The organism is Myxococcales bacterium, from assembly GCA_016720545.1.
GTDB lineage: Bacteria > Myxococcota_A > Polyangia > Polyangiales > Polyangiaceae > JAAFHV01.
In genome coordinates this window covers 118,044-140,070 of record JADKKK010000001.1, presented here as the reverse complement: position 1 = coordinate 140,070, position 22,027 = coordinate 118,044, and the positions used below count along the sequence as shown (strand labels likewise).

Genomic DNA, 22,027 nt, shown 5'->3' with positions numbered 1-22,027 from the left:
GAGCGTGATCCAGCCGTCCACCGGAAATTGTTGGTGCGGGCTCGGTCACCGCGGGCGGACGAGTGACGGTCGCCGGCCCGCGTGAGGTACAAGACCTCATGCGCATCGTCTGCATCGGCGGCGGCCCGGGCGGCCTGTACCTCGCCATCCTGCTGAAGAAAGCCAACCCCTCGCACGACGTAACGGTCCTCGAGCGCAACGCGCGCGGCGAGACCTTCGGGTGGGGCGTGGTGTTCTCCGACGAGACCCTCGGCTACCTGGAGGACAACGACCCCGAGTCGCACGAGGCGATCCGCCGCACGTTCGCCCACTGGGACGCCATCGACCTGCACTTCTCGTGGGCGCCGGGCGAGCGCACCCGCTCGGTGGGCCACGGCTTCTCGGGCATCTCGCGCCGCGCGCTGCTCGACATCCTCGGCCGCCGCGCCGAGGCGCTCGGCGTGGTCGTCGAGTACGGGCGCGACGTCGTCGACATCGAGGCGCTGCGCGGGTCCTGCGATCTCTTGGTCGCCGCCGACGGCCTCAACAGCCGGACCCGCGCGCTCTACGAGCGCACTTTCCGTCCCACGCTCGAGCGGCGCAACGCGCGCTACATCTGGCTCGGGACGAAGCAGAAGTTCGAGGCCTTCACGTTCCTCTTCGCCGAGCTGCCCACCGACCCGCGCTGCCTCTTCCAGGTGCACGCGTATCGCTTCGACGAGGACACGAGCACCTTCATCGTCGAGACCGACGAGGAGTCGTTCGCGCGCGCGGGCCTCGCCGACCTCGACCTCGCCGGGCAGCTCGCCTTCCTCGAAGGCCTCTTCGCGGAGCACCTCGGCGGGCACCCGCTCGAGTCGAACCGCTCCTCCTGGCTCACCTTTCAGACCCTGCGCTGCGAGGCCTGGAGCCACGAGAACGTCGTGCTCGTGGGCGACGCGTGCCACACCGCGCACTTCAGCATCGGGTCGGGCACGAAGCTCGCCATGGAGGACGCGATCTCTCTCTCCGAGGCGCTCGCGGACGTCCAGTCGCCGAGCGAGCTCCCTCGGGCCCTCGCCGCGTACGACGCGGCGCGCCGGCTCACGGTCGAGAAGACCCAGGCCGCGGCGGAGGACAGCCTGCGCTTCTTCGAGCACACGCGCCGCTACCTCCACTTCGATCCGCTCGCCTTCACCTTCCGACTGCTCACCCGCAGCAAGAAGATCGGCTACGACAACCTCGCGCTCCGCGACCCCGGGTTCGTCGAGGAGGTGACGCGCGACTTCGACGCGCGGGCGGGCGTGGCCTCCGCGCCCGAGGGGCCCGCCGTTCCGCCGATGTTCACGCCGTTCGCGCTCCGCGAGATGCGGCTCGTGAACCGCGTGGTCGTGTCGCCCATGTGTATGTATTCTGCACATGATGGGCTGATCACCGATTTTCACTTCGTTCACTACGGGAGCCGCGCGATCGGCGGCGCGGGCCTCGTGATGAGCGAGATGACGTGCGTGTCGGCCGACGCGCGCATCACCCCGGGCTGCGCGGGCCTCTACACCGACGCGCACGAGGCGGCGTGGGCGCGCGTCGTCGACTTCGTGCACCGCGAGAGCCCGGCGAAGATCGGGCTCCAGCTCGGGCACGCCGGGCGAAAGGGCGCCACGAGGCTCATGTGGGAGGGCATGGACGAGCCGCTCGACGCCGCGAGCGCGTGGCCGCTCCTCTCCGCGTCTCCGCTCCCGTACTTCCCTCACAGCCAGACGCCGCGCGAGATGAACGGCGCCGACATGGCGCGCGTGACCGCCGACTTCGTCGCCGCCGCCGAGCGAGGCGCGCGCGCGGGCTTCGACCTCCTCGAGCTCCACATGGGCCACGGCTACTTGCTCGCGAGCTTCCTCTCGCCGCTCACGAACGCGCGCACCGACGCCTACGGTGGCGGCCTCGAGGGCCGCCTCCGCTTCCCGCTCGAGGTGTTCTCGGCGGTGCGCGCCGTGTGGCCCGCGGCGCGCCCCATGAGCGTGCGCTTCTCAGCCACCGACTGGGCCGCGGGCGGCAACGAGGGCGCGGACGCGGTCGCCATCGCGCGCGCCCTCGCGGCGGCCGGGTGCGACGTGGTCGACGTCTCCACGGGGCAGACCGTGCCGGGCGGCCGCCCCGCGTTCTACGGCCGCATGTTCCAGGCGCCGTTCGCCGACGAGGTGCGCAACGAGGCGCGCATGCCCGCGATCACCGTCGGCAACATCTCGAGCGCCGATCAAGCGAACACCCTCCTGGCCGGGGGCCGCGCCGATCTCATCGCGATCGGGCGCGGGCACCTGCGCGACCCGTACTTCACGATGCACGCCGCGCTCGACGCGGGCGTCGCCGAGCACTTCGTCCCGAACGCGTACGGCGTGGTGCGGGCGATGGGGCGGCCGGGGTAGGGGCCTCGGAGGGAGGGGGTGCGCGCGGGGGCGCGCGGGGCGCGCGGGTGTTGGGACGGCGGGGGTGCGCGTGGTGGGCCACCGCGTGGGTGGGGCTCTTGGCCGCGGGTGGGCCCGGGGGGGGGGGGGGGGGGGGGCCCCCCGGGCCCCCCCCCCCCCCCCCCCCCCCCCCCCGGCCCCCCCGCCGCCCCCCCACCCCCGCCCCCCCCCCCCCCCCTCCGCGACTCGGCAGAGTGAAGCGCGGTGGAGGTGGCGGGGTGGGGGTGGGTGAGGTGGAGGTGCTTGGGAGCGCGCGGGAACGACGACCTCGGACATGCGGCTCCTCCCACCCGCGGCCGAGAGCCCCACCCACGCTCTGGGCCCTCGCGCGCGGAGGAGGGAGAAGGAGAAGGAGGAGAAGGAGAAGGAGAAGGAGAAGGAGAAGGAGAAGGAGAAGGAGAAGGAGAAGGAGAAGGAGAAGGAGAAGGAGAAGGAGAAGGAGAAGGAGAACGGGACGTCGTCGCTCAGCGGATCACCACCTTGTCGCCTGGGCCGCGGCCGAAGGTCTCGGGCATGTACATCTCCTCGGCGCGCGGCGGCGGCACCACGAACTCCCCGGGCGTCGTGGCGCGTGCAACATACACGTACTCGTGCACGCCCTCCCACAGCAGCGACGTGAACGCCTCCACGCGCTCGTCGCGCAGGTTCTCGTGCTCGTACCAGCGCGACCACCACGCGCGGCGGCCACCCTCCGCGGGGGCCGGATCGTCGGGGATGGACCCGGTCATGGCGAGCGCCGCGTTCATCGCCTCGAACCCGGCGGGGAGCGGGTCGACCAGCGCGACGTGGTAGCGCCGCGCCACGTTGACCATCGAGACCCGCACGCGCACCTTCGCGCCCGCGCGCACCTGCCACACGCCGCTCGCGTCGCGCGAGACGTCCTTCGGGTCGTCCGCGCCCTCGTAGCGCCGCGTGACCACGAAGCCGCGATCGATCGGCGGGGGCCGCAGATCCGCGGGCGCGTACTGCATGCCCACGCGGTAGTAGAGCCGCCCCGGGCCGTCTTTGCCCACGACGAAGCGCTGGGCCTTGTCGCCGCCGCGCGCGAGGAAGCTCATGGGCACGTCGGCCCGATCGCGCTCGGTCGTGCGGCCCTTGAAGGCGTGCTCCGACACCATCGTGTCGCCGAGCCAGGCCCGCGCGACGAAGTCGGGGGTGACCTTCTCGTAGGTGTTGAAATAGCGATCGAGGGCGAGGAGCACGAACGCGTTGTCGTTCGTGCTGCCCCAGTGGCCGCGCTTGCGGTGCGCGAGGAGCCCCGTCACGATCTTGGGGATCACCGTGTTCTTGTCGTCGACGCGGATGAGCGCCTCGAGCAGCACGCCGTCGTCGCGCCGGTCGGAGTGGAGCAGCACGTGCGCGCCGTCGGAGTACGACGACGTGAAGTGCGCCGCGCCCGCCGTCTCCGTCACTCGGTTGGCGAGGAACGCCAGGATCGCGGAGGCGTCGGCCTTCGTGCTGGCGTCGCCGTTCAGCGTGGGCAGGAGCCAGCCGAGCGCTTCCATGGAGAGGTGCTCGGGGCCCTTGGCGTCGGTGAAGAGGGCGTGGGCGCGCTTGGGGTCGGCGTCGGCGGCGAGCTCACGCACGAAGATCGAGTACGCGATGAGCGCCCGCCTCGACTCGAGGCTGTACCACCGAGGGATGTGCTGCTCGATCGAGCGCAGGTAGTGGAGGGCGCTCCGCTTCATGTCCGCGTCGACCTTGAAGCCCTTCTTCTCGGCCCGCACGAGCGCGTGCGCCACGTGAAGGGAGACAAAGGGGTTCGCCTCGTGAGAGCGCCAGAAGCCCCACCCGCCCGTGTAGTGCTGGCGCGCCTTCAGCTCGGCGAGGTCGATCGCCATCGACTCGAGCACGCGCTCGGGCGGCGGCATCCCCTTCGCGCGGAACGCGGTGAGCACGTCGCGGAGGGCCGCGATGGCGAGCACCCGCGACGCGCGCTGCTCGGCGCAGTCGTAAGGGTAGTTTACCAAGTAGAGCACCGCGTCGGTGAGCGCCTGCAGCGCGGTGGACGAGGTGGTGACCTCGAGGCCGCCGAGCTCGGGCACGACCCCGGCCGGCATCGTCACAGCCTGCGCGACCGCGCCCTGGTCGAGCACGCCGTAGGTGGCGAACGCCTCGGTCGTGGCGGGGGTCCACACGGGCAGGTCGACCTCGGCCGCGTCGGCCTTGTCGCCGCTCGACGTGGCGATTTGGAAGCGGGCGCGGCCTGGCCTCGCGGCGCGCGCGGGGAGGCGCACCTCGACGCGGTCGTTCGCCGGCACGGTGACGCGGCGCCCGCGCGGATCGGTGAGCTGCGCGTTGGTGGCGCGGGCCGCGAGGGAGACCGCGAGGGGGCGATCGGTCTGGTTCTGAAGCACGATGGGCAGCTCGAACACGTCGCCGAAGTTCAGGAACCTCGGCGGCGAGGGCCGCACCATGAGCGGGAGCCGGGCGGTGACGGTGCCCTCGCCCTTGCCGAAGTCGTGCTCGCCGTTCACGGCCACCGCCATGATGCGGTAGCGCGTGAGGCTGTCGGGGAGCTTGAAGGTCACCTCGGCGTGGCCTCGGCCGTCGGCGGCGACGCGCGGGAGGAACGCCACGAGCGCGCTGAAGTCCTTGCGCACGCTGATCTTCGCGTCCTCTTCTCGGCCCATGATCGCCACCTCGGCGATCGTGATGGGGGCGCCCTTCTCCTTCGCCGAGACGAGCCTCGCCTCGGGCTTCTGCATCCTCATCGCCGCCGACGCGGTGGGCGCCGGCGCCGGCATTCCGGCCCTCTTCGCGAACCCAGCGCGGGGGGCGTCGTCGTCGTCGGCGACCTGCTTCAGGTTGCCCGGCTCCGCGACGCGCACCGCCGTGCGCAGCTCCCGGTCGCGCGTGCCGGCGGTGCGCTGCGGGTAGAACGCGGCCAGAGGATCGGGCAGCTTGTAGCCGGCGAGCGCGAGCACCGACTCGTCGACGACGACGATGGCCGCGCGCGCCTCGGGGAGCGGCTGTCCGCGCTCGTTCTGGAAGGTGACGTCGGCGGTGACCCGGGCCCCGGGCTCGACCCGCTCCTGGCGCGCCTTGACCGTCACGGTGATGCCGCGGTCCACAGGCGGGATCGAGAGCACCACGGCGCCGCTGCCGAACGCGGGTCTCCGGGGGAGCGAGGCATCGGCCTGGTTTCGCTCGTTCTCACGCGCCGCGCTGCCGACCACATGGACCGACACCGTCACGCCCGGGGCCCAGCCCTCCTCGAGCTTCACGGTCAGCGGCTGGGTCGGCCGCTCGATCCGGAAGCGCCGCTCGTGCACGACGCCCGAGCGCTCGACGGTGAGCAGCGCCTCGGCCGGGGCGACCGGCGACATCACGAGGAGCTCGGCGGCGTCGCCGACGCGGTACTCCTTGCGGTCCGGCACGATCGTCACGGTCTCGGAGCGCAGGTTGCGGTCGGTCTCCACGCCGCCGTACACGTACACCGAGGCCTCGGTCTGGCTCTTGCGGCCCCACTCGTCGGTCACGGTCGCCCGCACGCGGTAGACGCCCGGGCGCTTGGTGGCGAGGTCGCAGGGGAGTGGCTCTGCGGTCGAGTCGAGATCGCAGCTCGCTTGGTCAAGCTCCTTGTCGACCCACTCCCCCCGCTGGAGCTCGGTCTCGAGCCGGGCGCTGTCGACGTGCACCTTGCGCCCGGCCACGGCCTTGCCGTCGAGATCGGTCACGACGAGCCGCGCCGAGACGCTCTCGCCCTCGCGCAGCGTGGTCTTCGAGAGCTTCATCCCCACGTACACGCTCGCCGGGTGCACCAACATCGAGCCGCGCGCCGCCCACTCCTGGCGGTTCACGTCGGTCACGGTCGCGGTGAGGGAGAGCTGCCGCGCGAACGCGGGCTCCGTGCCGTCGAAGTCGACCCGCACCCGGTGCGTTCCATCGGGCCCGGTGGTGCCGGTGAGCGACTCTTGCGACGGCCCCTGGCCCCTATGGCTCGAGCGGCCATGCCGGTGCCACGACCACCAGAAGTCAGGCACGCGCCCGAACAGGAAGTCGGAGCGATTGGGCGGCGTGAACTGCGCCTCCTGGCTGGAGACCTGCCACTGGGTCGACGCGTTCGGCAGGCCGCCGCCCGCGAAGTACTTGGCCGCGACAGAGGCGATCGCGTGCTTTCCCACCGAGTGCGGCCCCTCGCCCGTGGTCATGGACACCTCGAACTCGGGCCGCCGGAACTCCTCGATCATGAACCCGTGCGAGCGCGAGTTGCCTCCGCACTCGAGCCGGATGTCGCCCTCCCCGAGGTTCCCGTTGTCGGGGATTTTGAAGGCGAGATCGAAGCCGTACGCGGGGTCGAGCGTGGCCTCGCCCTTGGCGATCTCGTTGCCGCGGCCGTCGTGCGCGGTGAACTTCACGGGCTTGCCGGCGAGCTCGGTCGGGAGCGTCACGTCGCCCTTCTTGCCGAAGTCGATGGCGCGGAGCCACCCCTTGAGGTGCACCTCCTCGCCGGGCTTGTAGAGCTTGCGATCGTCGAAGGTGAACCAGGTCACCCGCTCGGAGGGCGAGTAGCTCGAGTAGAACGGGTTCTCGCCTCCCCCCAGGAAGGCCGCGTCGGCGCCGCGCCGAGCGACGAGCAGCCTCACCGCCTCCGCGCGGAAGTGCGCGACGCCGTCGGCGCCGGTCTGAACGGGCGGGTGCGCGTCGACGTGCACGTTGGCGCCGGCGACCGGGGCGCCGGTGGCGAGATCGGTCACCCAGGCGAGCCCGCCGCCGGGCTCGTGCACCGTGGTGACGCCGAGCTTCGTGACCTGCACCCACTGGCGTGACCAAAGGTGAGCCTCCGGGCGGCGGGGCTGCGCGACGGGCTCGACGATCGCGAGCACGTTGCCGACCCCGCCCACGAGCGCGGGGGTGAGGTCGATGTGCGTCTCCACGAGGTCGTCAGGCGCGCTCCGCGGGGTGAGCACCTTCGTGAGCACGAGCTTCCCCGGCGGGGTCGTGCGCTTGTTGTGCCAGTCCCAGTCGCGCCGAAACTTCTCGTAGGCCGAGAACTCCTCCGGCTTGACCGCGTAGAGCTTCACGCGGAGCGCCTTGTGGTTCACGGAGAACGCGAGCACCTCGGGCACGCCGCCGGGGTCCTGCACCCGCATGGCGGTGTCTTCCTCGAAGAACGCGGGCGCCGCGCGGCCCACGTGGAGCTCGGCGGTGGCGTCTTGCGCGAGCGATTGGCCGAACACGTCGCGGAGGCCTCCCTTCACCGTGACGCGGTAGGTGGTGTTGCCCTTCTTGCGCCCCGACACCGTGATCGAGCGCCAGCCCGCGCTCACCTTCGCGTGGGGGATCGGCGGATCGACGATCACGTTGGCAGGCTCGAAGGAATCGAGCGCGAGCTGATTCGAGAACGCCAGCGCGAAGGTCGCGTCCGGGCTGCAGGGCTCCTTCTTCACGGAGCAGTTTGAGCCCGCGAGGCGGAGCGGCCCGTACGTGGAGAAAGTCTGGCGGTGGTCGGCGGCGGCGCCGCGAGGCCCCTCGGCCGAAGGGGTGCCCTTCCGCGCGACGAGGCCGAAGCTCGACGCGAGAGGAAGGGGTTGCTCGGCCTTGAACGCGAACGCGCGGCCCTTCTCCCCCCGCTCGAGCCGGAGGGCGATGCCCTTCTCCTTGGCGATCTCGTCGTCGGAGGCGAGGCGCAGCTTCACGTTTCCCGTCGTGCCGCCGAGCTCGAGGAAGGGCAGGACGCGCGACGGCTCCACGGCCTGGTCGAACTCAATGAACATGAGCGGATCCGCATTGACCTCGCTGCCGCTCGGCCACATCCCCACGACCCGCGGAGGCGGCGTGCTGAAGGTGAAGCGCTCTGCCTTCTCCAGCGCGCCGCCGGCGAGCGAGCGGGTGCCCGCGGGGATCTCGACGCTGTACTCGGTGGCCATCGGGAAGCGCGCTTCAGGCTGGAAGACCACCGTCTGCGTGCCGAGCCACCGCCACTCTCCCGGCGGCTGTGGGCTGAGGCGCACCGGCGAGGGCAGCTTCGCGAGCTCGGTGTGCGACGTGATGGGGACCATCGCCTGCGAGAACGTCACGGCCAGGTGCGGCGCGATCGGCACCTCTCCTTTGGGCAGCGCCCGCTCCACCTTGAGCGGCCCGCGCGCGACCTCGGCGGGCGGCGGGCCCGGGGGCGGCGGGAAGGGCTCGCGCACCGTCTCTCCGGTGACGGGCGGCGGCAGCGACTTGGCGCGCATCGCGAACGGCACCACGTCCTCGGGCTCGGTTTTGATGGGCGCGAGCCGCGCGAGGAGCTTCGCCGTGTCTTTCTCGTCGAGCGGCGTCGTCACCGCGCCGCGCGTCGCCTTGTGGGGCGTGTCCGTGTCCGCCTGGCTCAGGCGGAAGCCGAGGCCGCTCTTGGAGAGGCGCCACACGATCTTCTCTTCCTCGGGGGCCTTCGCGACCTCCGGGCCAGGCGGCGCGACGGGGGGCTTCTGACCGGGGCAACCGAGCGCCAGGAGCGTGATGAAGACGCCGAGAAGCCAGACGGAGCGCTGCATGGAAAGACCTCGCGCGGTGAGTCTCTCGGCTTTGGGGGCTGGTGAATAGCCAAAAAGGCCGCGCTTGGGCCCGCGTCGGCGCCGTCGCGGATCGCCGCTCGCGTCGTGGGGTATCGCGCGTACTCTCGAGCGTATGTCCATCGACGAGCTCCCCGTGGTGCCCGGCGGCAACGTCCTCGGTCACGTGCACCTCTTTCAGGACGACCGGCTGCGCTTCCTGCGCACGGTGGGCGAGACCGGCCCCCTCTCGAGGCTGCGCTTCCTGCACCGGTGGGTCGTGATGGCGAGCGCCCCCGAGACCGCGCACGCGGTGCTCGTCGAGCACGCGAAATCGTTCGAAAAGTCGCCAGGGATCCGGGTGCTCTTGCACGAGCTCGCGGGCGACGGGCTCTTCACGAGCGAGGGCGACCTCTGGAAGAAGCAGCGCCGCCTCATGTCGCCGCTCTTTCACGCGCAGCCGCTGGCCGGCTACGCCCCGACGATGAGCGACGTCGCCCGCCGGGCGCTCGCCGAGGTGGCCGATGGCGAGCGGGTCGATCTGTCGCGCCTCACCACCCGCATCGCGATGGGCGTCGTGGCCGCCACGCTCTTCGGCGCCGAGAGCGCGGGCGACGCCGACGACATCGGCCACGCGCTCACCGTGGCGCTCAAGTGGGTCGACGGTCAAATGGCGTCGAGCTACCTCACGCTTCAGATCACCCTCATCGAGCTGCTCGAGAAGCTCCAGCCCGTCGTGCCCGCGCCGCTCGCCTCGGTGCAGGCCAAGCTCGAGGAGGCGCTGCGTGACCCCATCTTGCTCCCGGGCCGCCGGGATCCTGAGCTCGTCGCGGCCGTGCAGCGCCTCGACACCTACGTGCAGGCGCTCATCGACGATCGCCGCGCGAGCCCGCAGGAGCGCGTCGATCTCCTCACGAAGCTGCTCCTCGTCCGCGACGTCGAGGGCGGCCGCACCGAGGGCATGAGCGACAAGCAGGTGCGCGACGAGGCGAACACGCTGTTCGTCGCGGGACACGAGACCACGGCCAACGCGCTGGCCTGGTCGTTCTCCCTCCTCGGCCGGCACCCCGAGGCGCTCGCCCGCGCGCAGGCCGAGGCCGACGCCTTCGGCCCCGAGGGGCCCACATCGTACGAGCCCGAGCGGCTGGCGTACACGACGCGCGTGTTCCGCGAGGCGCTGCGCCTCTACCCGCCGGTCGTGCTGCTGCCCCGCCGGACCCTCGAGCCTGTCGAGATCGCGGGCGTCGCGCTGCCGGAGCGGACGATCGTGTTCGTGAACCCCTACGGGTTGCACATGTCCGCCGACGTGTGGCCCGAACCCGACCGCTTCGACCCCGATCGCTTCTTGCCCGAGCGCGAGGCCACGCGGCACAAGTCGGCGTGGCTGCCGTTCGGCGTGGGACCGCGCGTGTGCATCGGAAACCACTTCGCGATGATGGAGGGCCCGCTGGTCCTCGCGACGCTCCTCCGACGCGCGCGCTTCGAGCTGCCTACGCAGCCCATCGAGGCCGACGCGTTCGCGACGCTGCGCCCCAAGGGCGGCGTGCCCGCGGTCGTGCACCACCGCGAGCGTGAGCGGCGGTCCACCTCACCCGAAGCAAGATGAGGCCTCGGCCGCTGGATGGACATCGTCCCTCCAGAATCAACAGTGCGTTCCGAAAGTTGGCACTTCCGATTCGGAAGCGAATCCGTAGGGTGTGCGGACCCCTCTACGACAGGATTCCCCCGATGCTCTTCGACCCCACCACGCTCGCTGGCCTCCCCCTGAAGAACCGCCTCGTGATGGCGCCCATGACCCGCTCGCGCGCCGTCGAGAGCAACTCGCCGAACGCGCTGATGGCGGAGTATTACGGGCAGCGCGCGGGCGCGGGCCTCATCGTCACCGAGGGCACCTCCCCCTCACCGAATGGCCTCGGCTACCCGCGCATCCCCGGCCTCTACTCCGAAGCGCAGGTCGCGGGCTGGAAGCTCGTGACCGAGGCCGTTCACTCGAAGGGCGGGAAGATCTTCGCCCAGCTCATGCACACAGGTCGCGTCTCCGCGGAGCTCAACCTTCCCGCCGGGGGCGAGATCGTGGGTCCGACCGACGTGGCTTGCCCAGGCGAAATGTACACCGACGCGGCGGGAATGAAGCCCCATGGCAAGCCGCGGGCCATGGAGTCTGCGGACATCGAGCGCGCGGTCGCGGAGCACGTGACCGCCTCCAAGAACGCCCTCCGGGCGGGCTTCGACGGTGTCGAGGTCCACGGCGCAAATGGCTACTTGATCGAGCAGTTCTTGAACGCCAACGTGAACACCCGGGTCGACGGCTACGGCGGCTCGGCCGAGGGCCGCAATAGGTTCGCGCTCGAGGTGGTTCGGGCCGTGGCCGACGCCATTGGCAGAGACAGAGTTGGCATTCGACTGTCGCCGTATGGCGCCTTCAACGCCACGGGCGGGTTCGAGGGAGTCGACGCTCAGTTCACCGACCTGGCGAAGGCCCTCGGCGCGCTCGGCGTCGCGTACTTGCACCTCGTCGATCATTCGTCGATGGGCGCCCCGCCCGTCTCCGCCGACCTGAAGGCCGCGCTCCGCGGCGCGTTCGGCGGCGCGTTCATTCTCTCCGGTGGCTACGACGCCGCCCGCGCCGAGGCCGATCTCGCCGAGAAGAAGGGTGACCTCGTCGCCTTCGGGCGCCCGTTCCTCGCCAATCCCGACTTCGTCGAGCGCGCGAGGAGGGGCGCCGAGATCACCCCCCCCGACATGGGCACGTTCTACACGCCGGGTCCGAAGGGCTACACCGACTACCCCACGCTCTAGCTAGGACCCGAGCCGGTCGCGCGCGTCAACGGCACGCCTGCGTACGCCCCTCTGGGATCGGCTCGCAGATCAAGCCACCGGCCGGGAGCGCCCAGCTCCCCTCCGCGCCGCACCCGGGGACCGTGGCGATCCAGCCTTCATCGATGCTGCACGCGAAGTCGGTGCAGAGGCAGTATTGCTGCGTGCGCGGGAACCGCCTGGTCTCGTCGCCGCTGCAGTCGTAGTCGTAGCTTCCGTCGCCCCGCGCTGTCGCAAAGAACGCCGTCTGGCCGGGGTGCGCGTCGGGATTCCCGTCGTAGCAATCGCCCTGGTTCGCCACGTAGCCGGCGGTCGGACATGCGAGCGTCGGCTGCGCGGGATCGCCGAAGCCGTCGCCGTCGGCGTCGCGGAACGCGATCACCAACGCGGCCTCACAGCCGTTGCTCCCGACGCCGTCGCAGCTCCCGAACCCGTCTTCGCACGTGACAGGCACGCACTGGCCCTCCACGCAGGTCGCCGAGGCGGTGTGGGGCAGCTTGCAGTTCTCGGGCACACAGGACGGTGGCGGGGGCGGCGGGGGCGGGGAGGTTGAGGTGGCGGTGGCGGTCGCCGTGGCGGTGGCGGTCGCCGTGGCAGTGGCGGTCGCCGTGGCAGTGGCGGTCGTGCTCGCGACGGGAACCGGCTCCCCTGGATCGACGTCCACGCGGCCCCCGCACGCGGCGACCACGCCGATCGCGAGGGGGAGCATCGAGAGCGCGAGGGCATGAGTAGAACGGGCCATGGCGGTAGCTAGAGCAGGATGCGGGCCAAGCGGCGACGCCCCCAAAAGTCGCCAATTTCCGCGCCTCATCCGCGGCAGCATGTGCCATGTGGCGCAGAACGCCCCCGCGCCCCGCCCGCGCATTCCCCGCGGCGCTAGTCTCCTGGAGTCGTGGTTCGTTGGTCCGCCCGTTTTCGGCGGCGGCGGCCCGTCCCTCAGGGCAGTGTACCGCAGAACGCGCCCCCCCCGCCGAAAACGGACCCCTCCCTTCAAAGGCCGGGGTCACGCCCCAGGAGACGGGGGGGCCCGCGGGTTCGCGCCCGCGGCGCCTGGCCCGCCGCCGTCGGAGGTGGCGTAGTACTGCGTGACCGCGACGCCGTAGAGCGCCCCCTTGGCGCCCTTCACGAGGAACGTGCCAGTCTTCGGGGTGACCTTGTTGGTGGCGGCGTCGTAGTCGTACCAGCCGTCGAACGAGGTCTTGAGCGCGCCGCCGGGGTCGAGGATCGGCGCGCAGCGCTCGTCGACGAAGCGCTCGGTGGGGAAGGTCTTCCCGCCCGCGTCGGCGGCGGTGACGTCGGCGAAGGGCTTCGCGACGTACACGGCGGAGCCCACGCCCGGGCCGCCGTGGCCACTGTTGGTGAAAATGACCGCGCGCTCGAGCGCCAGGTCCCAGCCCGAGGAGGTTCGCGCTGCCTTGTCGGAGACCTCGACTCGCCGCCCTGTGCCGAGGTCCAGGTACACGCGAGGGTTCGTGCTCGCCGCGGCGGGGCCGCCCGCCGTCGCGTCGACGAAGAGCAGGCGCGCGCCGCCGCTCTCCTCGAGGACCGTGACCGCGCCGGTCGACACCGTGTCGATCGGCTTGAGGGCGGCATCGAGCGCCACGTCGCAGCTCGGCGACGCGTCGGCGCCGCCGTCGGTGGGCTGCGGCGGCGCGGAGGTGGAAGCGCTGGGCTGCGGCGGCGCGGCGCCCTTCGGCTGCGCGGACGCGGACGTAGCCGGGCCCGCGTCGCCGCTCGCGGCGGTGTCCGAGCAGCCCTCGGTCACGAGCGGGACGAGGCCCACGAACGACACCAGGGCGCAAGCGAGTCGAGTGGTCTGCTTCATTTCAATTCACCTCGAGACCGGCTTGAGATGCATCACGATCGTGCCGGGCGACGTCGTGCTGGCAGAGACGAACTTGCTGAAACCAATCATGAATTTGTTGCCTTCTGCGTCGACGACGATCCACGTCGCGTAGGCCGGCGCGGGGGAGGCGCCGGCGCGGTCGACCCACGCGTCGCTGAAGCCACTCACGACCCCGTCCGCCCGAAACGACCTGCCGTCGAACGACGCCCGGGTGACGCTCGCGAAGCGCGCGCGCTCGCTCTCCGGCGTGCGGGCCCGCACCACGTCCATCGTCTCGTCCTTGAGGCCGGCCTCGTCCAGATCGCACGCGGCGACGCCGCGCGGGCCGCCTAGGCCGCCGTTCACCCCCACGGTCTGTCGCCGGAAGGAGAGGTGCCATAGGCGCGACGCGAGCGCGTCGGCGGGCGTGAGCTGCGACCGGGCGCCCGTCGCCAGGTCGAGGAGCTCGCTCGGCTCGTTCGGGCCCCCGCCTGGCCCGCCCGCGGTGCCCTCGAGGCGATCGACCTGCTGCGTCGGGCCTTCGCCCCGGTCCGTGAGCTCCGCGTACCGGAGGCTGTAGAGCGCGCTGATCGGCGCGCCGTCTCGCTCTCCGTAATATGAGAGGAGCTGCACCTTCCACAGGCGCTCTCCGTCTTTCACGCCGACGACGTGGAAGCGCGAGAACAGCGCGTGGGACGGCGCGCCTTCGTACGCGAACCAATCGAGGAACGCGCCTGCTGCCTTGTCGGCGACGAGGAACGGCACCGTCGGCGCGGCGTCGCCCACGAACGCGGCGGCGTCGAGCGGCCCGAACGACGCCGCCTGTCCCGGCCCGGAGACCCCTCCGTTCGTCGTGATCGTGTACTGCTCGAACGCCATGTCCCACCCGGTGGAGACCCGCGGATCGGCGGGCGCGGGCACGATCCCGAGCGGCGAGAGCGAGAGGAAGACCTTCCCCTTCTCCGGCACCGCGATCGCGATCTCCTGGCCGCTCGCGAAGGCCGTCGCCGCCTCCACCGCGCCGCCCCCGCCGGGCTGGCCGGTCCCCGCGTCCGGCCGCGCGGTCGCGGAGTCACTGCACGCGGTCGCCCAGCCCGCGGCGAGCGTGACGAGCGCGACGAGCGCCGCGCGCGCGGTGCGAGACGACGTGCGCGATGTGAGCGTCTTCATGTCTCGTCCTCCCAAGGAAACTCGGCCCGAATGCCCCCATAAAAGACGCGACCGAACGGGGGGCGGAGGTCGCCCACGCGCCCCTGGTCCTGCCTCGCGTCGAGCACGTTCGTGACCCCCACGTACGCCTGCGCGCTCGGCCACAGCGCGCGCCCCAGGCGGACGTCGAGCGCCGCGTAGCCAGGCGACCGGAGCTCGTCGCTGGCGAACGCGTCGCTCACCACGCGGAGCCGAGCGACGGCCTCGACCTTCCAGAGCGGCGCCGCTCGGACGCTCGCGGTGACGGTGTGGGGAGGGCGCCCGCCGAAGGGCCGCTCGTTCCGTTCGTCGCGCGTGTAGAGATAGTCGTACGTGGCCTCGGCGCGGAGCGTCGCCCCGACCTTCGCGACCACGCCCGCTTGGGCGCCGAGCGTGGTGCCGTCGCCGAAGTTCACATACCGGTAGTCGGTCACGGACCCGTTCGTCACGCCCGCGGCGGTGTCCACGTCGATGAGGCCGCTCACTCGGTTCACGAAGCCCGCGGCGCGGAGGGTCAGCGCCGCGTGGGGGGCGTACGAGACGTCCGCGCTCCCGCCCCACGAGGCCTCCGGGCCGAGGCCGGGGTTCCCGACCACCCGGTACCCGTAGAACGAGTGATCGAACGAGAACCCCAGCTCCTTCGCGCTGGGGGCGCGAAATCCGCGCCCGAACGACGCGCGCGCCTGGACGGCCTGGCTTGGCCGGTAGGCCACGGCGAGGCGCGGCACGGCCACTCCGCCGTAACGCGAGTGCAGCTCGCCCCGGCCCCCCGCGAGGACCGTGAGCTGCTTGAATTTCCAGGCGAGCTGCCCGTAGAGCGCGGCCGTCCCGAAGCCGACCGGGGCGACCTCAGGCCCCTCGGAGGTCACGAGCCCGCCCGCTCGGCTCTCTGTTCGCTGGAGGTCCTGGGAGAACCTCTCCGCCTCGAGGCGCGCGCCCACGACCCAGGTGCGCGCGCCGTCGGCGAGGGTGAGCGCGCCCTCCGCGCTCTGCATCCCATGCTCTCGGAGTCGAGACTCGTCGACGGGCGAGTCACGACGGTCCTTCGTCGCCTCCCCGAAGGCGGCCTGTTTGCCCAGCGTGAGGCGGAGGTTCGAGCCTCCCCCGAGGTCGACGCGCTCGATCACGTGGAACGTGACGCGACGCGTGCGCGTCGGGAGATCGACGAAATACCGGCCGAGCCCGGGCGCGAGCGTGGTCTCGAGCCCGCGCGTCAGGTCGTCGAAGTAGCGCGCGCGGACTCGAAGGTCGACCCGCGGCAGCACCTCCATCGCGGCGCGCGCGCCGATCGATCGGCGCGTCACCGCGGGGAGCGTGAAGTCCGGCAGACCGGGTCTGTCGGCGCGCTCGCGGGTCCCGACGGCGTCGCCGTCGAGGGCGAGCCATGCCCCGCCCCTGCGATAGGCGACGGTCCCTTGGGTGAGGTATCCCGGCTGGCTGCGCCCCTCGAGCCGGAGCCGCCCGCTCGGCCCCTCCGCGTCCGGTCCACGCGAGAGCACGTTCACCACGCCGCCTATCGCGCTGGTCCCGTAGAGCGAGCTCGTCGGGCCCGCCACCACCTCGATCCGCGAGAGGTCGGCGGTCGGAAGTGACGCGAGATCGATGGCGCCACCGACGTCGCCGACCACGCGCTCCCCGTCCTCCAGCACGAGCACGCGGTCGCGGTCGAACCCTTGGATCTGGATGGCGCTCACCCCGCCGAGCGTCCCGTAGGCGCCGGGGTTGACCTGCACACCGGGCTGGGAAGAGAGCGCCTCCGCGACGTTGGTGGCCCCTCGACGCTCGGCCTCCTCACGGGTCACGACGTCGGTCTTCACGGTGGACCGCTGAGCGCTCTCGGGGGTGCGCGTGCCTGTGACCACCACGGACTCGGCGGCCTGTGCCCGCTGCGCCAGCGCCGGGCGCGCGAGGACGAGGCCCGCGGCGAGGAGCGGGGCCGCCAACAGGCACCCGCGAGGTGGGCGGGACCCAGAGCGCCGCCGAGCGGCGTAGGGACTGAAAATGAAGAAGATGGTCATTGTCAATGAACGGTCGCGCGGAGGCGCGCTCGGCGTCGTCGACGCGCGAGTCATGCCTTCAACTCGAAGAGGAGGAGCGCCGCGAACGGGGGCGCGAGCCCGGCCAACACAAGCCACTTGCCCCGCGCCGCGAGCCCGTACTTGCCTCGCAGGATCAGCAGCCCGGTGGCGCTGACGACGACGAGCGCGCCGGCGAACACGTCCGAAGCCCACCTCCACCCCTTGAGGCTGTTTCGGTGCAAGACATTGGCCTGGAAGAAGAGCGGCCTCCTCCCCACTCGCTCGTACGTCCCCTCCGCCGCGTCGAGGTGAACGTGCAGAGTCGCGTTGTCGTAGTAAATCTTTACTTGAGTGGGCGTCGGTTGGTCGTAGACCTTGTAGCGCGGCTCGCCCACGCGACTCCCAAACGCCGCGATCACCGCCGGAGACAGCTCCTCGCCGGAGTACGTGCGATCGAGGCGAACGGCACGACGCTCGATGACGAAGTCGGGGTTCCAGTCCTCAATGTGGTTGAGCGCTACGCCCGAGAGGCAATAGGCGATGATGAGCGCAGTGAAGAAGTAGCCGAGGTCGCGGTGCACGGCCGCGTTGAGTCGCCTCCAGCGCGCGCTCCACTCCGGTCGATGGGTCATGGTCGGCCTGGCGTCGCGGCGGCGCCGCCGACGATGCGGTCGACGTGCTCACGCGTGGTCTGCACCACCCACGCCTCGACGTTGGGGTCTGGCAAAATCGCGTCTGGCTTGTAGGCCACGCGGTCGCGCGCGTTGGGCACAGCGGCGACGCCATCGCCGATGATCTTGACCTGGAACATCTCGTCGTAGGCGACGAGCACGGGGACGACGACGGCGCGCCGCTTCTTCTCGAGCACCCTCTGAATGGCTCGCGTGGTGTGGCTGGGGTCGTAGTGCGCGATGTGTCCGCACCAGCCGTGGGCCTGCTCCGTGATCCCGAGCTCCTCCTTCACGTGAGCCCCCACGGAGTCGAGCAGGCGGTCCCACTCCTTCTCGTAGGTCTCGTCGCCGTACGCGATGAGCACGAGCCCCTCGTTGGAGGCGTCTCGGCTGAGCGCGCGCGCTCGGCGAAGCACGTTCTTTCGGAGCAGGTCGGTGAAGTCGAGCAGCGGCGCGATGTGGACCTGGGCCCTCGGCGTGTAGCGCTCGATCCGCTCCATCTTCAGGAGCTCGACCGATCTTGGGTTCTCCTTCTTCCCGACGATCGTGGGGATGTCGTCGAAGGAGTGAGGGCTCACGGTGAGGAAGATCGGGACCACGAGGACATCGGAGAAGCCCTCGTGGTCGAGGTCCTTCAGCCGCGTCGCGATCGACGGCTCGGTGTACTCCATGAACGCGGTCTTCACTCCTCGGACGCGGTCCCCCTTCAGGACGGGACCCCTCACGTCGTCTTCGAGCCCGAGCAGGCCCTTGCGCCAGGCCTCGGAGCGGGAGCCGTGGTTCACGAGCAAGAGGGCGATCTTCCGCTCCCGCTCCGCCCGCGCCTCCGCCGGTCGACCGCCGTGGGCGACAGCGTAGGCGAGGGCACCCGCGCCGAGCGTCACCGCCGCCGACCACCCGATGACTCTCCGAATCGACCCGGCCCGCAGCTCCATCGCCTTCTCCGTCGCCTCCCCGCCGTGGTGCACGGGTACGCCCCGCACGTTTGATGAATATGAATATGATTTTCATTTTCGATAGTGTCAAGCGAAGACACGAGGGCCGAACAATTCCGCCCTCGCCGCGCAGCCAAGGGGGAGGGAGCCCGCCCCGGCCCAGCTTGACGCGGGGCGAGACTGCGCGGAGGCTCGCTCGATGCAGGGCACCAGCGGGGCGGAGAGCGCGGGGAGATCAGGCGACGCAAACGCTGGGCGCGAGCGCGTGGCCGCGACGTGCATGCTCTGCGAGGCCTCGTGCGGTGTGGTGCTCACGGTGGGCTCGGATCCTCCGAACGAGCGCGCCGCGAAGCGCGAGCGCCGCGTGCTGCGGGTCGAGGGCGATCGCGACGACGCGTTCAGTCGGGGGTACCTGTGCCCGAAGGCCGCCGCCCTCGACGACGTGCGCCTCGACCCCGACCGCGTCGTGCGGCCGCTGCGCAAGACTCGCGCGGGCGGGCACGCGCCCATCGCCTGGGACGAGGCGCTCGACGAGGCCTCGAGCCGCATCGCCGCGGTCCTCGATCGCCACGGCCCGCACGCGCTCGCCACCTACACGGGCAACCCGCTCGCGCACTCGTACGCGGGGCTCCTCGGCTCGGTGCTGTTCTCACAGCAGGTGGGGGCGCGCTCGCGGTTCTCCGCCACCAGCGCCGACCAGCTCCCGCACATGCTCGCGGCCTACGAGGTGCTCGGCCACCAGCTGATGATGCCCGTGCCCGACCTCGATCGCACGCGCCACCTGCTCGTGCTCGGCGCGAACCCGCTCGCGTCGAACGGGTCGGTGATGACCGCTCCCGGGATGAAGCGCCGGCTCGCGGAGCTTCGCGCGCGCGGGGGCAAGGTGGTCGTCGTCGACCCGCGCCGCACCGAGACCGCCGAGGTCGCCGACGAGCACCACTCTCGTTCGCCCGGGCAGCGACGCGCTGCTCCTCGCCGCGATGATCGACGCCATCTTCGAGGCGAAGCTCGAGCGCCCCGACCGCGTGGGCGCGCCGATCGACGGGCTCGACGACCTGCGCGCGGTGGCGCGAGGCTTCTCGGCCGAGCAGGTGGCGGCCGCCGTGGGCATCGACGCCGACACCATCCGTCGCCTCGCCGTCGAGCACGCGAAGGCCGACGGCGCCGCGTGCTACGCGCGCCTCGGGGCCTGCACCCAGGAGTTCGGCGGAGTGACGGCATGGCTCGCGCTCGCCCTCGACGTGGTCACGGGGAACCTCGACCGCCCCGGCGGCAAGATGCTCGCGCGGCCCGCGGTCGACGTGGTGCGCCTCGGCAGCGCGCTGGGGCTCCGCGGCAGCTTCGCGAGGTTTCGCACGCGTGTGCGCGGCCTGCCCGAGTTCGCCGGGGAGCTGCCCGTGGCGGCGCTCGCCGAGGAGATCTCTACGCCCGGCGAGGGGCAGATCCGCGCGCTCGTGACGATGGCCGGAAACCCCGTCTTGAGCACCCCCAACGGCGCGGCGCTCGCGCGCGCGCTGCCTGGGCTCGACTTCATGGTGTCGGTCGACGTGTACCGGAACGAGACCACGCGCCACGCCGATCTCATCCTCCCCGCCACCTTCGGCTTGGAGCGCGATCACTACGACCTCGTCTTCTACGCTCTCGCCGTGCGGAACTTCGCGCGCTACGCCCCGGCGGTCTTCCCGCCGCGCGGCGAGGCTCGCGACGACTTCGACATCCTGTCCGACCTCGCCCACCGGATCGTCTCGCGGCGGCGCGGGCTCGGGCCCTTGCGTGCGCGGCTCGCCGTCAGGTCGGCCCGGGCGCTCGGGCCCAAGCGCGTGCTCGACGGGCTGCTCCGCACCGGCCCGCACCGGCTCTCGCTGCGCGCGCTCGAGGAGGCCCCGCATGGGCGCGATCTGGGGCCACTCACCCCGCGCCTCCGCGAGCTCTTGGGGCGCCGCAAGGTGCGCGTCGCGCCGGCGGTGTTCCTCGGCGACGTCGAGCGCCTGCGGGCGTCGCTCGCGCGGCCCGCGCGCGCTCCGGACGAGCTCGTGCTCATCGGGAGGCGGTCACTCCGAAGCAACAACTCGTGGCTCCACAACGTCGAGCGCCTCACGAAGGGGAGGAAGGGCGCGGACGACTGCTCGCTGCTCATGCACCCGGACGACGCGTCGGCGCGCGGCCTCGCCTCCGGCGACCTCGCGACGCTGCGCTCGCGCACCGGCGAGGTCTGCGTTCCCGTGTTCGTGAGCGACGAGATCCGGCGCGGCGTCGTCAGCCTCCCGCACGGGTGGGGGCACGGCGGCGACGGGCTCCGCGTCGCCGGGGCGAGGCCTGGCGCGAGCGTGAACGACGTGACGGACGCGACCTTCCTCGACGGGCTCAGCGCGAACGCGGCGTTCAGCGGAGTGCCCGTCACGGTCGCGCGGGCGCCCGAGGGGCGATCCCACGAGTAGCCTGGCGGCAGGCTGCGGCGCGCGTCGAATCCTCCGACCATGGACGAGCCCAGCGGCGCCAGATACCGTCACGGGATGCGCTCCCCTCCCGCGCTCGCGCGTTCACTCGCCCTCGCTGGCGGGCTCGCGTTCGTCGCGGCGGCGTGCACGCTGCTCAATCCGCTCGAGGGCTATACCGGCGGCGCGCCCGACACGGGCCCCGACGTCGTCGTGACCCCGCCGATCCCCGAAGAGACGGGCGTCGTCGACGCGGGGGCCGACCGCGACGCGGCGCCCTCGTGTGTGTCCGCGCTCCCACCCGAGCGGCCCGTGGGGGTGGGGGGTGGCGCCAAGTCGTTCGTCAACGCGTTCGTCAGCTTCGAGGCCGGCGATCCCCGGGACCCGAGCGCGCCCAACACCCAAGGATACGATCTCGACCGCACGTGCACGTGCCCTGGGCCTCGCTCGTGCAAGCCTGCCAGCGGCCCCGGGGTGTGCGACTACCCGAACGGTGTCGACAACGCCGCGGGCACCTACCTGCTGTCGCTGCTCACGGTCCTCGGTGATGGCAACACGATCACGGCGCGCCTCCGCGCGGGCACCAACGGGCTGCTCCTTCGCGTCAGCGGCTACAACGAGCAGCCCGACGACTCGGAAGTCGAGCTCGCGCTCTTCACGAGCTTCGGCCTCGAGGGCGCGAACGACGGCGGCCCGGACGCCCCTCGGCCGAAGCTCGACGGCACCGATCGGTGGACCGTCGACCGCAGCTCGTTGTTCGGCGGAGTCCCGTATGTCCCCACGATCTTCGACACCCGCGCGTACGTGCGCGGCGGCGTGCTCGTCGCTTCGTTCTCCGGTCTCGTGCGCGTCGGGACCTATCCCCTCCCGGTCGTCGGCGGGCTCATCACCGGCAGGCTCTCGAAGACCGGGGACAGCTACGCCATCCTCGACGGCGTCGTGTCGGGGCGCTTCGTGGTCACCAAGTTCCTCACGGGCCTCGAGAGCGTGCCGCACCCGCTCACTCCAGGGGCCTATCTGTGTGGAACCGACCGCCTCTACCTGAACCTCCGCGACAGCATCTGCGCCAGCCGCGATCTCCTCGAAGATCCTACCCAAGACGGCAAAGACGGTGCGTGTGACGCCTCGTCGTTTGCCGTGCGCTTCACGTCGGTGCCTTCGGTGCTCGGGAATGTGGTCGAGCCCGGGTCGCCCGTTCGCGCCTGCGGGGACGCCTGGGCGGGGAGCTGCCCCTGAGCG

General features: G+C 71.7%; 11 protein-coding genes and 1 pseudogene. 5 read left to right on the top strand and 7 right to left on the bottom strand.

All coding sequences use genetic code 11. The features are described from left to right. The first annotated feature begins 98 nt into the window (after positions 1-98). Complete coding sequence (locus tag IPQ09_00575; GenBank protein MBL0192713.1) at positions 99-2,378, top strand: bifunctional salicylyl-CoA 5-hydroxylase/oxidoreductase; 2,280 nt, start codon at positions 99-101, stop codon at positions 2,376-2,378. Between the two features lie 503 nt (positions 2,379-2,881). On the opposite strand, the gene IPQ09_00570 is transcribed toward IPQ09_00575, so the two are convergent. Continuing rightward, positions 2,882-8,902 carry a hypothetical protein gene (locus IPQ09_00570; GenBank protein MBL0192712.1) on the bottom strand — a complete coding sequence of 2,007 codons (6,021 nt, stop codon included), beginning with the start codon at positions 8,900-8,902 and terminating at the stop codon, positions 2,882-2,884. A gap of 133 nt (positions 8,903-9,035) precedes the next feature. Between IPQ09_00570 and IPQ09_00565 the strand changes: the two genes are divergently transcribed. Further along, a complete protein-coding gene (locus IPQ09_00565) occupies positions 9,036-10,505 on the top strand; it encodes a cytochrome P450 (protein ID MBL0192711.1) in 1,470 nt (489 codons plus the stop codon). Positions 10,506-10,627: 122 nt separating this feature from the next. After that, a complete protein-coding gene (locus tag IPQ09_00560; protein ID MBL0192710.1) occupies positions 10,628-11,698 on the top strand; it encodes an alkene reductase in 1,071 nt (356 codons plus the stop codon). A 25-nt stretch (positions 11,699-11,723) separates the two neighbouring features. Here the strand turns inward: IPQ09_00560 and IPQ09_00555 are convergent, their stop codons facing one another. From IPQ09_00555 to IPQ09_00530, 6 genes are all read right to left on the bottom strand, one after another. Next, complete coding sequence (locus IPQ09_00555; protein MBL0192709.1) at positions 11,724-12,458, bottom strand: hypothetical protein; 735 nt, start codon at positions 12,456-12,458, stop codon at positions 11,724-11,726. A gap of 261 nt (positions 12,459-12,719) precedes the next feature. Next, on the bottom strand, positions 12,720-13,541 hold the full coding sequence (locus IPQ09_00550) for a hypothetical protein (protein MBL0192708.1): 822 nt from the start codon (positions 13,539-13,541) through the stop codon (positions 12,720-12,722). A 6-nt stretch (positions 13,542-13,547) separates the two neighbouring features. Beyond that, the gene (locus tag IPQ09_00545) at positions 13,548-14,711 is read right to left on the bottom strand and encodes an HmuY family protein (protein MBL0192707.1); all 1,164 of its coding nucleotides are present in this window, start codon (positions 14,709-14,711) and stop codon (positions 13,548-13,550) included. Further along, positions 14,708-16,546 (bottom strand): TonB-dependent receptor, encoded by a 1,839-nt coding sequence (locus IPQ09_00540; GenBank protein ID MBL0192706.1) that lies wholly within the window; start codon positions 16,544-16,546, stop codon positions 14,708-14,710. Before IPQ09_00540 ends, IPQ09_00545 begins: the two co-directional genes overlap by 4 nt. A gap of 251 nt (positions 16,547-16,797) precedes the next feature. Then, positions 16,798-17,379, bottom strand: a complete 582-nt coding sequence (locus tag IPQ09_00535) for a PepSY-associated TM helix domain-containing protein (GenBank protein ID MBL0192705.1) — start codon at positions 17,377-17,379, stop codon at positions 16,798-16,800. Further along, positions 17,376-18,353, bottom strand: a complete 978-nt coding sequence (locus tag IPQ09_00530) for a cobalamin biosynthesis protein CbiX (protein ID MBL0192704.1) — start codon at positions 18,351-18,353, stop codon at positions 17,376-17,378. Before IPQ09_00530 ends, IPQ09_00535 begins: the two co-directional genes overlap by 4 nt. A gap of 199 nt (positions 18,354-18,552) precedes the next feature. On the opposite strand from IPQ09_00530, the pseudogene IPQ09_00525 reads away from it, so the two are divergent. Together IPQ09_00525 and IPQ09_00520 are read left to right on the top strand one after the other, a co-directional pair. Continuing rightward, positions 18,553-20,791: pseudogene (locus tag IPQ09_00525) on the top strand (molybdopterin-dependent oxidoreductase). Positions 20,792-20,866: 75 nt separating this feature from the next. Beyond that, on the top strand, positions 20,867-22,024 hold the full coding sequence (locus tag IPQ09_00520) for a hypothetical protein (protein ID MBL0192703.1): 1,158 nt from the start codon (positions 20,867-20,869) through the stop codon (positions 22,022-22,024). Positions 22,025-22,027 lie beyond the last annotated feature (3 nt).

Coding starts and splice junctions, on each gene's coding strand:
- IPQ09_00575 (MBL0192713.1), top strand. CDS start 99: ATGCGCATCGTCTGCATCGGCGGCGGCCCGGGCGGCCTGTACCTCGCC.
- IPQ09_00570 (MBL0192712.1), bottom strand. CDS start 8,902: ATGCAGCGCTCCGTCTGGCTTCTCGGCGTCTTCATCACGCTCCTGGCG.
- IPQ09_00565 (MBL0192711.1), top strand. CDS start 9,036: ATGTCCATCGACGAGCTCCCCGTGGTGCCCGGCGGCAACGTCCTCGGT.
- IPQ09_00560 (MBL0192710.1), top strand. CDS start 10,628: ATGCTCTTCGACCCCACCACGCTCGCTGGCCTCCCCCTGAAGAACCGC.
- IPQ09_00555 (MBL0192709.1), bottom strand. CDS start 12,458: ATGGCCCGTTCTACTCATGCCCTCGCGCTCTCGATGCTCCCCCTCGCG.
- IPQ09_00550 (MBL0192708.1), bottom strand. CDS start 13,541: ATGAAGCAGACCACTCGACTCGCTTGCGCCCTGGTGTCGTTCGTGGGC.
- IPQ09_00545 (MBL0192707.1), bottom strand. CDS start 14,711: ATGAAGACGCTCACATCGCGCACGTCGTCTCGCACCGCGCGCGCGGCG.
- IPQ09_00535 (MBL0192705.1), bottom strand. CDS start 17,379: ATGACCCATCGACCGGAGTGGAGCGCGCGCTGGAGGCGACTCAACGCG.
- IPQ09_00530 (MBL0192704.1), bottom strand. CDS start 18,353: ATGGAGCTGCGGGCCGGGTCGATTCGGAGAGTCATCGGGTGGTCGGCG.
- IPQ09_00520 (MBL0192703.1), top strand. CDS start 20,867: ATGCGCTCCCCTCCCGCGCTCGCGCGTTCACTCGCCCTCGCTGGCGGG.